Raw genomic sequence first — 12773 nt, 5'->3', positions numbered from 1 at the left:
CGTCGGTGGCCGCACAACAAGCACGCATCCTCGACGATGGGGCCAAAGCGACTACGAGGAGGGTTCGCCGCGACCACAAGAATGGGATTGACCCGTATGAAGAGACGCTGACTCAGAACTTCGTCAGCGACTATGTCGCCAAGGTCCGCCGATTGAAGTTGCGGGCGAGGGTAAACGAGTTCACCAAGCGCCAGGAGGCGCAGATCTACGGCGCCGACATCGCACTGTGGTTTGTTAACGCTGCAGACCAGTTCGCAGGCGTCTACCTCCAAGCGAAGGTCCTCCGTAGAGACGACACCTATCGAGGGCTCAGCCACCGAAACCGTTGGGGCACGCAGTATCAGACGTTGGTCGACGCCGGCAACCGTGACGGTGTGCTCTCCGGGTACGTTTTCTACAACGGCCTGAGCGGAGCGCAGCCCGCCCGATCGGTGTGCGGCCACGGCGACGGGGCACCAGATATCAACGGCATCAACATCGCGAGTACCACTTTGATGACGCCCCACCTGAAGAGCGTCGTGGCGAGGGCCGATGTTGAAGCGTTGTGTTCGCCACTCAGTTGCCTTGTCAGGCATTGGAGTGCCAGTGGTGGTGGCGGAGGAGGATCACCATCTGGCGGCCCGGGCGGGAGCGGCGGCTCCGGTGGTGGAGCCGGAAAAGATGCGCCAACGCTTGACCTTCCGGCAGTCCTGCTCGGTCTTTCCGAGTCATGGCAGCAACCTGCAGCTCGGCTGCTCAGCCGCGAGGAGCTTCCGTCGTACGTGAGCGCGCTCGCGGAGACACTCCAACTCAGCCCCGACCAGCTGCCGACAGACGGCGATCGCGACTACGTCGACGACCCCGAAGACTCGTGGTTCTACCGGAGTGGACCGGGCCGCGTCCGATGGTCCGACGTCAATCCCTTCTTCACGGCCGTGCTCGTCGGACCAGAGGAGTCGTGAGCTCGATGAACTCCCATTTCTTGTCAGTCATCATCGAGAGGGTTGAACTGTGGCACTAAGTAACCGCGACCGCGTAGGCAAGGTGTTCGAGATCATCGCCCCGGCGCTGGATGACTACGTTTCGTCGGTGATCGGTGCCGTTGATCCCTCCGCGGGTGCGAACTGGGTGCAGCTCGTTGCGGCGAAGGACGGGCACACGGGCAAGGTCTACGACCCCCTCGATCCGCAGGTGCAGCTGCGGATGCTCACGGAGTCGGCGATCACGACCAACGTCAAGCCTCGTTGGTATCCGTTCTCCGACACGCTGGGGCGCGTTGGTGAAGCGTTTGCGACGGAGCTCAAGAATGCCCGAAACACCTGGGCCCACAACGGTTCCTTCACCGATGACGATGCCTACCGCGTTCTCGACACCGCGGAGCGGTTGATGCGTCTGCTTGCCAAGCCCGGTGAAGCCGACAGCATCAAGAGCATTCGTCTCAACCTGCGGCGCGTGACTGCTGACCGTGACGACAAGCGAGCGTTGAAGGCAGCGGTCGACAACCCTGAGGCCATCGGAGGGCTGAAGCCGTGGCGAGAAGTACTTCAGCCCCACGATGACGTTGCGACAGGCAACTTCCACGCGTCGGAGTTCGCAGCTGATCTGTACAAGGTTGCGACTGGAGGGGAGGTCGACTCGGACTATGCCGATCCTGTCGAGTTCTTCCGGCGCACGTACTTAACTGAGGGCCTGAGCGACCTGATCGGTCGAGCGGTGCGGCGTCTTTCCGGAGACGACAACGTTTCTCCGGTCATCAACCTTCAGACCAATTTCGGTGGCGGCAAGACACACTCGATGCTGTCGCTGTGGCACATTGCCGCCGGGCTACCGGTGGGCGAGTTCCCGCAGGCAACCCAGGAGCTCCTGCTCGCCAGCGGCTACCAGGGCGACAAGGTCAATCGCGTCGCGATCGTCGGTAACCATTTCAGCCCGTCGGGTGTGGGCAAGGACGACGGAACTCAGGTCAACACGATCTGGGGTGAGCTTGCGTGGCAGCTCGGTGGCGCTGAAGCGTTCGCTCTCGTCGCGCGGTCTGACGCTGACCGCACACACCCCGGCGAAAAGCTCCACGAGTTGCTCAGCACTTACGCCCCTGCTGTCATTCTGATCGACGAGTGGGTCGCCTACGCCCGATCACTCGTCGGCCGTGACGACCTTGCCGGTGGCACATTCGATGACCAGTTCACCTTTGCCCAGTCGCTGACCGAAGCGGCCAAGGGCACTTACGGTGTCCTGCTGGCGATCTCGATTCCGGCCTCCGAAATCGGCGACAGCGGAGACAAGATCGTCGCCGGAAACGCCGAGGAAGTTGGCGGCGCCCACGGTTTGGAGGCGTTGAAAAGACTCCAGAACGTCGTACGTCGCGTGGCAGATCAATGGCGGCCGGCGTCGTCGGACGAGGCGTACCACATCGTCAAGCAGCGACTGTTCAAGGACGCCGACGCCGCCGCGCTAGCTTCGATCGGCGCGACTGCGAGAACCTACGTTGAGATGTATCGCAAGTACACCGACGACTTCCCGCGCGAAGCACGTGACACGGCATACGAAGACCGCATCAAGCGGACCTACCCGATCCACCCAGAGATGTTCGACACCCTCTACGAGGAGTGGTCATCCCTCGAACGCTTCCAGCGAACCCGTGGTGTGCTGCGCCTGATGAGCACGGTCATCCACGCGCTCTGGACGGGCGAGGATGCATCGCCACTGATCATGCCCGGCTCGATCCCGCTCGCCACCGCGAACGTGAATGCCGAACTGACGCAATACCTTCAGGACTCCTGGAAGACGATCATCGACGCTGATGTCGACGGACCGAACTCCGAGCCAGGACGCATTGACAAGGAGAAGCCGCTGTTCGGGCAGCGGGCACTGACTAAGCGCCTTGCGCGCACAGTGTTCTTTGGCGCCGCACCGACCATTGCGCCCGGTTCGACCCACAAGGGGATCGGGACCCAGCGCGTCTTCCTCGGTACTGCGGTACCTGGGGATGTTCCGGGCAACTTCCACGCCGCGCTGACCCAACTCGGTGACCGAGCCACATACTTCTACTCCGGGTCGGGCAAGTACTGGTACGACCTCCAACCCAACATCACCCGTACAGCCAAGGATCAGGCAGAGCGCCTGCACAAGGAGGACGTCTGGGCCGAGATTGTCCGCCGCCTCCAGAGTCAGGGCCGCACTCGCGGAGAGTTCGCTGGTGTCCATGTGTGCCCCGAAAGCAACGCCGACATCCCCGACACTGACGAGGCGCGGCTGGTCATCCTTCACCCAAAGGTGGCCCACAAGGGCAAGACGGAATCCGACGCAAAGGCGTTCGCGCAGAAGGCTACCGAGCAGCGAGGCAGCGCAAATCGGACCAATCGCAACACTGTGGTGTACCTCGCCGCTGATGAGGCACGTCTCGAAGAGCTCGACTCCGCGACAAGGGATTACCTCGGCTGGACCCACGTCCTTGATAATGAGGCCGACCTCGATCTGACGCAGAACCAGAAGAACCAAGCCTCGCAACGCCGCGACCAGGCCGACCAGACCGTGACCGCGCGGCTGCTACAAACATTCACCTGGGCGCTGGTGCCCACGCAGCCGGAACCCAGCTCGCCGTTTCTGATTCGCGAGACCAAGGTCGAGGGCCAGTCGGAGTCACTGGCCGAGCGCGTTTCGCGTCGACTGGGCAACGACGGCGATCTCTCAACCCGACAGGCAGCGGCGACCATCCGGTTGGCGATCAACAAGGTGCCGCAGATCTGGAAGGACGGTCACGTCTCGCTGGGCGCCCTGTGGAGCCTCTACGCGCAGTACCCCTACATGCCGCGGCTCCGAGACCGGAAGGTACTCGACGAAGGCATCTTCGACCTGCCCATGATCTGGTCGACTGACGCCTTCGCACTCGCCACCGACTACGACCAGACTGCCGGCCGCTATATCGGTCTGTGGACGCCCGAGGACAAGGGCGCTGCGCCCGTTGCCACTGACACCTTGCTGCTCGTACGGCCCGATATCGCAGAGCAGCAGCGGTCGGCCGAACCCGGCCCCGAGCCGACACCCGGGCCTGGCCCGGTACCGCCGGGCCCGGGACTCGGACCGGGATCGACCCCGCCGCCCGGCCCCGGACCAAGGCCGGACATTGAATGGCCTACACGCTTTTTCGGGGTGAAGACACTCAACTCCGACAAGATCGCGCTGGAGTTCAAGAATGTTGCTGACGAGGTACTCGCACACCTGCGTTCGGGGGCGAACACCGACGTGACTGTGCGGATCGAGATAGAAGCGACCGACTCCGACGGCTTCAACGAGAACCGCGTGCGGACCGTCTCCGAAAATGCCAGGACCCTGAAGTTCGACCAGTCGGGTTTCGAGGAGGCGTGAGCCATCGGGTCCGGTCGTGGTGTCGTATTGGACTGACGGGTCCGCCATGGCTGGCTGATGGATGCCTCGTCTTGAGGTTCTCGACCGGCTTCGGGCGGATCTTCGCGCCACCGCGAGGTCAGCTCACAATCTGTGCAGCGATCGACATCTGCGGTGCGATGGGATTGACCAGCAAGCTCGGGAGTGGCGGATGGAGCCGACACGGTGTGTAAGGCGCCCGTGACCAGCGATGAGTGCAGCGACGCTTCCTGCAGAACCACTGTAAGGAACGGTTATGGGTTCGGGTTGACAGGTTTGACGGCGCGGCGCCACCACCGGGAGTCCCCGGTTACCGACTTGGTATCACTTTTGGTTTCGAGGTAGGGTAGTTTCGAGATATGGACGATACCCCTCTTTACTCAAATGCGCCCATCGCGGTCGTCCTTCTAGAGATTCGGCACCCCGCATCGGAACTTTCAAGCCCTGCGGTTGCGTTGCTCAAGAAGGAGTTGGCAGAGCACGTCCCAATCGAACGTACCGAGACAAATTTCGAACTCAACATCGAGACAGGAGAGCGGCGAGCTACCACGCTGCGGAAGCTGGTGGCGCGAGACCTCCATGCTGCAGTCACGTTCCGCACAGACGCAGTCGTGGTGGAAGCCACGGACTACCGTGGATGGGCATGGTTCCGGCGACTTGCGGAAGACGCTCTCCGCGCGAGGCATGAGGTCGCACCACTCGATGGCATTGAACGGATCGGACTGCGTTACATCGATGAAGTCCGCGTCCCGGGCCAAGTGCCAGTTGACTGGTCGGAGTGGGTCTCGCCTGAGTTGCTAGGACCGCGTGAGCAAGTAGCTGCTCTGGGCTTGTTTCTGGAGCAACAGCAGAGTGTCGTTCAGTACGGAACCGATTCCCCGGGTCACACCTTTACCTTGAGGTATGGAGTTGGGAAGGGATCGGTCATTCAATCAACTGACAGTCTCAAGCGACTGACCGAACCTCCTCTGGGCGGAGAGTTTTTTCTCATGGATACAGACGGGGCATGGTCAGATGCGTCAGGGCGGATCCCAGAGTTTGACGTCAGCCAGATTATCAACATATGCGATAAGATTCACGCTCCGATTAAGCAGCTATTTGAATCGCTGATCACCGATAGATTACGCAAGGAGGTGCTGAACAATGAAGACTAAACAGCTTTCGTCGTTGGCTACCGGTGGCGATCGGTACCGCCTCGCCGATATCCCTGCTACGTCGTCCACGCGTGTGTTGGTCGACGAAGTCGACGTCCTGTATCGGAGAACCTCTGAACTGCACGACTCTGTGCAGGATAATCGCCGAGATGCGTTGATTCTCGATCTTGATGAGCGAACAGCGGAACGTGCGAAGGACGCACCGCGCGATGCACTAAGTACATTGTCTGATAAGGGATTTGCGTGGAGGGATGTTGCGCGAATCCTCGGCGTCAGTGTTCCGGCTGTGAACAAGTGGCGCAAAGGCGAAGGAATCACCGGTCCGAACCGCTTGAGGATAGCCCGGCTCTTGGCGCTGCTCGATATGCTGGAAACGCAATTTGTCGCGGAGCCCGCATCATGGCTGGAGATCCCCCTGCGCAGTGGGGTGGCCCTGACGCCGATTGACTTGTTAGCCGAGGGCCGGTACGACCTGGTGCTGGAGTACGCCGGAACTCATACAGGGCCGGGCAACGCGGAAGTCGTCCTCAACGAATTTGCCCCTGAATGGCGAGTGACACTCGTTGATGACGCGTTCGAGACTTTTGTCGACAGCGAGGGGGTCGTCGGAATTCGGCCGAAGGATACCTATCGCTGATGGTTCACTACAACCTGGAGACGCCGGAAACAGATGATGCGCTGTATATGGCTCGCGGGTCCGATGTCGAGGAGTTACGGCCAGCGTTCACAGGCGACATCTACCAGTATGGCGACGGGTTGTTGATGCTCGTTCAGCATCCATGTGCCCTGCGCAGAGGAGCCGTACTGCACGAACATCTCCTAGCGGTCGAAGTCAGGTCGACCAGCACAAAGCCACGTAGCAGTTGGGAGAATCATACGGTCAGCGAAATGCCTCTACCCGGACTTCAGGATGGCCATTCCATCGCGGATTTTCTAGGCGTCCAAGTTGTGAAATCCGATGCCCTTACCGACGTTCCGCGAATGGCTGTTCTTTCCGAGCGCGGCGTGAATCTGCTATTGCAGCGATGGGTGTATCACTGCAGTCGCGTGGTGGTGCCCACGATCACCTATAACGAACAGACGTACGGCCCATTCAATGAGGCGGAGCTTACTCTCGACTGGTTGATGGAACGCGAAGGCGTCCTCGGCCGCGATGAAGCCTTGAAGGAGTTTGACGCGTGGGTGCGGGGTACATCGGAAACTGGGCAGAAGTCTCGTCAGAGGAGGTTGGCAGATCGGCAGGAGGCCAATGCGGTTCGACGGGAAGCGCGCGCACACTTGAAAACGATTTAGGCGCTTTCGCTTCGATGCGCGCGGCTGCGGTTGTGACGCCTGCGCCGATCGGTTGCTCGGAGCTGGCCCCAACCCATTATGGGTCGCAATCATGTCCACGGATCGCCGATCCCGCCGCATGAAGATTAGCGGATCGACGCAGCACGCCCGGAGTCGGCTAATGTAGGCCGCGGAGTCCTGTTAATTTCCACCGCATCTCGACAATCGCTCCTGGTGAGCCGCGAGTGGAAACCTCGCGCAGAACGCCCGGCCCAACTCAAGCCACCGCAACTCGCGGTCTTCGTCCCCTCCGGGGATCTAGATGTTCTCTTCGATCAATTCGAAGAGAAAGGCCATCGCCCAGGAGGTCGTCCTCGGACCGCAGGAACGCGGGTGACAGGACTGGAACTAGTCGAGAAAATAGGCGATGACTTTCTCGTTGGTATTCAGCACCTCTTCGGACGACACCCCGAGCTCGAGCGCAAGGGTGACGGAGCCGAGTAGGGCGACCTCCACGTCGGGGGAGAAGGCCCGCTCGAGCACCTCGAGGAAGTCGGACATGCTTGCATCGAGCTGGTCGATGAGTTCCTGATAGTCGGCGGCCAGGTGCTTGTCGAGCATCCGTTGCTCTTCGGCGTACTGCGCGATCAGCGACGCCTCCCGCTGGGAGAGCGACGACGAGACGGCTTTGTACATGATCATGCCTACGGTGTTGCCGATCACGGCGCCGAGGACCGGCACTGGGATAAGAGCCTGTCCGACAAAGGAAGACAGCGCACTGACTGCGGTTTCGAGACAAACGAGTTCCGCGTTCTCGATGAACTCCAGCTCGTCGATCTCGCCACGTCGAAACTTGTTCGCTTGCTCCGCGACACCGAACGAAGCCGTGACGATTGAGCTGGCGACGGCCGCCGATGTCGCGGTGAAGTTCGTGAGTCCGTAGACACTGAGCCCTCGGACACCACCTTTGACAACGCCGAAGCCTGTCTCGGCAGAGATTTCCGCCCAGTCCTCGCCAGTGAAGTGTCTGAGCTGCTTACCGGTACGGCGCTTCTCGACCACGGCCAACACCAAAGCTGTACCGCCTTCGATTGCGGCGGCGGTGAGCGGGACCTTCGTACCCTCGCGCAGCGTCGGCCGACTCTCCTGGTAGGCATCGGCCCGCCGGGACTTGTCGGTGGCGCGCAGCGAGTCCTTCTCCGCCTCCATCGTCGAGCCGTAGGCGCCCCTCTGAACCTCGGAGTAGTCCAGGTGCGAGGGCTCGATGGACTCGATTCCGACAGAGCCTTCCTCGAAGAAGGCGTGGACTCGCTTCCAGTCCTTGAACGACGGCCCGTCGGCGCCGAGCGTGAGGAGCTTGCCTGCTTCCTCGCGCGGCATGGCGTGCAGTTTCTTGATCAGCTCGAAGTGGTCGCGAGGAATCTGATACTTGCCGCCGTTCTCGACGAAGTCGGGATACTTCTGAAGGTGGTCGGCGATCGCACCGAGGCCCAAGCGGCCACCGGCAGCGACGAACTTCTGCTGGATCTCGACGCCACTGCGAACCAGGTCCACCGGGCCGTTGTCGTTGACCCACTGGTAGACAGCGTCCCCACCGCGGATCTGGCTCCGAGCATTGCCGACGCCCACCTCGGCAACTTCGGCGATGAAGCCATGAATGCCCTTGACACCACCGCGGTTGGCGGCGATCACTTCGAGATCGATCTTCCGGATCGCTTCGTCGACGGTGGTCAGAGCGTCCTTCAAGTTCGTGTTCTGCTGGCTCAGAGAATTCAGCAGGTTGTCCAGCCGGAGCTGGTTCAGGTGGTTCACCCAGGCGGCGACGGCTTGTTCCTGGTTGCTCTTGCTGAGCCTTGTTGCGTCACTCACCGTCCGGGCCTTGCTCGACGCGTTTGCTCAACAGTGCCGCGCACGCCTTGGTGTTGTTCACCAACGCGACAAGCTGGGACTGGTACAGCACAGGCAGCCCGCGGAAGTCAGCGCCGTAGCATCGCAGTGCTTCGCCATAACTCGTCGCGAGCAACTCGCGGAGGGAAGTGGTGCGCTGGAGGATGTCGCAAACTTGGGCGTCCATGCCTTCGACGAGCGCGGTGTTGTGTTTGACCGCAGTCAAGGCCTCCTGCTTTGCCTCGCGGTTCTCGAATCTGTTCTTGGCGAAAAGCGCGATTGACGCAAGGAGCGTGGCTCCTGCCACCGTCCAGCCGATGGGCCCGGCAAGTGCGAGGAGTGCACTGCCCGCAGCGGTTCCGCCGCCGCCGGCCGCAACAGTTCCGCCGCCGAGCCATGCAAGAGCTGCGTTGCTCGCGGCGGCCCCCGAAAGTGTGGAGATCGCAGTGCCGGTCGAGGCCGTGCCAAAGGTGGTCGCCACCCACATCGCAGCTGTCGGAGCCATGCTGGCTACGGCAGCACCAGTCATGAAGCCGGTGCCGGCGCCGGCCGCTGACCTTCGCGCGGCCTCGAGGTCCTTGCGAGCGAACTCTTCCGCCGCCAAGAACTCCGCTTTGTGGAAGTCGATCTCGTCGAAGTCGGTCGCGAACGATTTCGGTGTGTTGACGATGCTGTTCACGAGTAGCTCTACAAACTCGATCAGGTCCGTCGAGCGTTCTCGCTGGCGCAGGAGAGAAACACCCGTATCGTTCATCGCGGTGAACGCGCCGTTGTACGCGGCGATGGCTTCCTCGTACGGGTCGAGCTTCTTCGCGGTCAGGTTCTCGAAGGAATTCGCCGCGGCGTCCCTGAAGTCGCCGGTCTGCGCGACGATTCGCTTGGAGCGACCCCGCGCAAAATTGCCGAAGTCGTCGACAGCCCTCCCAAACCCTTGCCTACCTTCGTCGATCCTCGGCGGTTCAACCATCGGTACTTCCCCCTCCGCACACGTTCACCCTCACCACAGAAGAGTATCGGCCGCCACTGACAAGGTGGTCCTACTCGAACGCAGGTCGACACCGGCCGATCCCCGACCGGTGGGACGCCCTCGGCTATCGGTGACAGGCCACACCGGCAGAATGATGAGAGTCCTTCGACCTGACCCGGAGAGGTGTGAAAAGTGGCGGACGTGGGCACTGATGTCGGCACTGAAGTTCGATTGACCGAACAGGAAGCGCTTGCCAATGTGCGCGCGGTCTTGGAGTTGTGCGCGTCGGGGCAACTCAAATGCAGCGCGAAGACAGCGCGCCCATCGGCGGCAACGGTGAGGACAGTCGCCGGCCACCTTGTCAACGGAGACTTCTATGGCGACGAGGCGATCGCCGCTTTCGCCTGGCCATTACTTGTCCAGTCCGCCGGGCTGGCCAAACTAGACGGCACTCGCCTCACGTTGACACCGAAAGGTCGTGCAGCGCTGCGTAATTCTCCGGAGGAGGTCATCCTCGGCGTGTGGCGCAGATGGCTCACGCACGGGGCGATCGATGAGTTCAGCCGAATCGAGGCGGTCAAGGGGCAGCGCGGCACCAATGTGCTCAGTGCGGCGAAGCGGCGCCGTACGACCGTCGCTGATGGACTGGCCACCTGCCCTCCGGGCGAGTGGATCGAGATCGACGACCTCTTCGCGACCATGCGGCGCAAGCGACTCAGCCCGACCATAGCCAGAAGTGAACGGGCACTGTGGCGGCTCCACATTCTCGATCCCGAGTACGGGAGCTTCGGATACGACGGGCACCACGGTTGGTCACTGCTCGAAGGCCGGTACACGATGGCGGTGACTTTCGAGTACGCCGGCACACTGGGCCTGTTCGATCTCGACTACCGAGATCCCGTCGGCGCCCGCACGGACTACCACCGCAATTGGGGAAGCGACGACCTCGACTCCCTCAGCCGATACGACGGTCTGCGACGAATCCGGCTGACACCGCTCGGCGCCTATGCGTTGGGCCTCACCGACACCTTCACGCCGACTGAGGATCTCGACGAGATCTCACCGTTGACGGTGTTGCCGAACCTCGACATCGTGGTTGCCCGCGGCATCACCCACACCGAGAGACTCACCCTCGCCGCCTTCGCCACCCAAACCGCCGACCACACCTGGAACGTGTCGCCGACCACCCTGACCGCAGCCCTCGGGGCAGGGCGCGACCTCACCGAGTTCACCGACTACCTACACCGTCGCGCTGAACACGAACTGCCTTCGACGCTCACCACTCTGATAGAAGATGTCCGCCGGCGGGGAGCGCAACTCATCGACCGCGGACCTCTTCGCGTGATCGAGTGCGTCGATCCGGCCACCGCGATGCTCATCGCCCATGACCGCAGGCTCCGCCCGCTGTGCCATCTGCTCGGAGACCGATTCTTGGGTGTCCAACCCGAGCATGAGTCGAAGTTCCGGACCGCTCTGCTCAAGCTCGGGTTCGGCCTACCCGCGGAGTGATGGCGGCAGTTCCGAGGGCGCCCGCGATCTGTTCGCGCCGTGCCCGACAATAGTTAGGTGATCGAAAGAGTTTCCCGGGTTCGGCCCGACGGCGAGGTCCACAGGTGACCTCGCCGGTCGGTTCGCGACAGGCGATGACCATCTGGGTCGTCGGGGTCGCGGTCTACTTCGTTGCGGTGCTGCAGCGCTCCTCATTGGCCGTTGCCGGCCTGCTGGCTGCCGAGCGTTTCGAGATCAGCGCTTCGCAACTGTCGACCTTCGTCGTGCTCCAGCTGCTGGTGTACGCGCTGATGCAGGTGCCGGTCGGGCTCGTCGTCGACCGGTTCGGTCCGCGTCGGGTACTTCTCAGCGGAACGCTGATCCTCACGCTTGCCCAGATCAGCTTCGCGTTCGCGGACAACTACACGTGGGCGCTGTCGTCGCGGTTCTTCGTCGGGGTCGGCGACGCCATGACCTTCGTGTGTGTCCTGCGACTGGTGACGAGCTGGTTCCCGGCGCGGCGGATCCCGCTGATCACGCAGCTCACCGGCGTGCTCGGCCAACTCGGCGCGGTCACGGCCGCCATACCGATGACCTGGGCACTGTCCACCTTCGGATGGAGTCGCGCGTACCTGGCCACCGCTGGGATCGGCGCCGTTCTGCTCGTGGTCGCACTGGTCGTCGTGCGCGATTCCGCGGCGGTCCGGTCGGTGTCGGGACCGATGCTGGGGTTGGCCGGAATCCGGCGAAACCTTCGCGCGTCGTGGGATCACCCCGGCACCCGACTGGGTTTCTGGATGCACTTCTCGACCCACTTCAGCGCCACCGTCCTGGGCCTGTTGTGGGGCTACCCCTTCTTCGTCGAGGGCGAGGGGATGAGCGCCGGTGCGGCGGGTCTGCTCCTGACGATCATGGTGTTCGCCATCATGGCGTTCGGCCCGATCTTCGCGTGGCTGATCACCCGGTGGCCGTGGCACAGGTCGACGCTGGTGTTGGCGGTGCTCGCCGGAATCGCGGCCACCTGGACGGTGGTACTGGCGTGGCCCGGCGGCGCGCCGTTCGCGCTCCTCGTGCTCTTGGTGGTGGTCTGTGGAATGGGCGGTCCGGCGTCGATGATCGGTTTCGATGTCGGCCGCACCTCCAATCCGGCATCGCGGGCGGGCACGGCCACCGGGATCATCAACCAGGCGGGGTTCATTGCCAGCTTGATCCTCGCAGGGCTCATCGGTCTCATCCTCGACTGGCGAACCCCGGACGGGGTCCAGGGATATCCGCCGGAGGCGTTCACCTGGGCGATGTCGGCGCAGTTCATGCTCTGGGGGCTGGGCGCGGTCCAGATCTACCGCTATCGCCGCAAGGGGCGTGCGCGTCTGTTAGGCGAGGAGCCGGAACGGTGGTCGCGCTAGTTCCGTCCGCCTCAGACCGCCCAGCGGTCCGCCAGCTCGTCCAACCATCCCGGCACCGCATCGGAATTCGCGGGCGGTGACTCCACCAGCACCAGTTCGTCGACGCCGAGAGCGTCGAGACCGGCGCGGTCCGTGGGAGCCGGATTCCGCAGCGCGACAGCGATGTCGAGATCAGAACGGTCCCGTCCGCTCTCCTGGCAGAACCGGTCGATCGTGCGGATCCGATCAGCCACCGCG

The 12773-nt window shown here is 62.6% G+C and carries 10 protein-coding genes; 7 read left to right on the top strand and 3 right to left on the bottom strand.

The annotated features are described in order from the left end of the window. The first annotated feature begins 5 nt into the window (after window positions 1-5). From GR168_RS22075 to GR168_RS22055, 5 genes are all read left to right on the top strand, one after another. A complete protein-coding gene (locus GR168_RS22075) occupies window positions 6-941 on the top strand; it encodes a DUF6615 family protein (RefSeq protein WP_159371684.1) in 936 nt (311 codons plus the stop codon). Between the two features lie 49 nt (window positions 942-990). Beyond that, complete coding sequence (locus GR168_RS22070) at window positions 991-4344, top strand: DUF499 domain-containing protein (protein WP_159371683.1); 3354 nt, start codon at window positions 991-993, stop codon at window positions 4342-4344. Window positions 4345-4721: 377 nt separating this feature from the next. Then, window positions 4722-5516: a TIGR04255 family protein gene (locus tag GR168_RS22065; protein ID WP_159371682.1), complete on the top strand. Its 795-nt coding sequence runs from the start codon at window positions 4722-4724 to the stop codon at window positions 5514-5516. After that, entirely contained in the window at window positions 5506-6153 is a 648-nt protein-coding gene (locus GR168_RS22060) for a transcriptional regulator (RefSeq protein ID WP_159371681.1), read from the top strand. Before GR168_RS22065 ends, GR168_RS22060 begins: the two co-directional genes overlap by 11 nt. Next, on the top strand, window positions 6153-6809 hold the full coding sequence (locus GR168_RS22055; protein WP_159371680.1) for a hypothetical protein: 657 nt from the start codon (window positions 6153-6155) through the stop codon (window positions 6807-6809). The genes GR168_RS22060 and GR168_RS22055 overlap by 1 nt, the downstream gene beginning before the upstream one ends. 387 nt (window positions 6810-7196) lie before the next feature. Here the strand turns inward: GR168_RS22055 and GR168_RS22050 are convergent, their stop codons facing one another. Both GR168_RS22050 and GR168_RS22045 read right to left on the bottom strand, forming a co-directional pair. Continuing rightward, the gene (locus GR168_RS22050) at window positions 7197-8657 is read right to left on the bottom strand and encodes a hypothetical protein (RefSeq protein ID WP_058252877.1); all 1461 of its coding nucleotides are present in this window, start codon (window positions 8655-8657) and stop codon (window positions 7197-7199) included. Beyond that, window positions 8650-9642: a hypothetical protein gene (locus GR168_RS22045; protein ID WP_058252876.1), complete on the bottom strand. Its 993-nt coding sequence runs from the start codon at window positions 9640-9642 to the stop codon at window positions 8650-8652. The genes GR168_RS22050 and GR168_RS22045 overlap by 8 nt, the downstream gene beginning before the upstream one ends. Before the next feature lie 336 nt (window positions 9643-9978). Between GR168_RS22045 and GR168_RS22040 the strand changes: the two genes are divergently transcribed. Then, the gene (locus GR168_RS22040) at window positions 9979-11151 is read left to right on the top strand and encodes a helicase-associated domain-containing protein (RefSeq protein ID WP_223259026.1); all 1173 of its coding nucleotides are present in this window, start codon (window positions 9979-9981) and stop codon (window positions 11149-11151) included. Window positions 11152-11255: 104 nt separating this feature from the next. Further along, window positions 11256-12536 carry an MFS transporter gene (locus GR168_RS22035; RefSeq protein WP_058252875.1) on the top strand — a complete coding sequence of 427 codons (1281 nt, stop codon included), beginning with the start codon at window positions 11256-11258 and terminating at the stop codon, window positions 12534-12536. An 11-nt stretch (window positions 12537-12547) separates the two neighbouring features. On the opposite strand, the gene GR168_RS22030 is transcribed toward GR168_RS22035, so the two are convergent. Then, window positions 12548-12769 carry a hypothetical protein gene (locus tag GR168_RS22030; protein ID WP_058252865.1) on the bottom strand — a complete coding sequence of 74 codons (222 nt, stop codon included), beginning with the start codon at window positions 12767-12769 and terminating at the stop codon, window positions 12548-12550. Between the last annotated feature and the right edge of the window lie 4 nt (window positions 12770-12773).

This window comes from Gordonia sp. JH63, assembly GCF_009856645.1.
GTDB lineage: Bacteria > Actinomycetota > Actinomycetes > Mycobacteriales > Mycobacteriaceae > Gordonia > Gordonia hongkongensis.
Note: the sequence above shows the minus strand (reverse complement) of the source record. Positions and strands in the feature narration are given on the sequence as shown.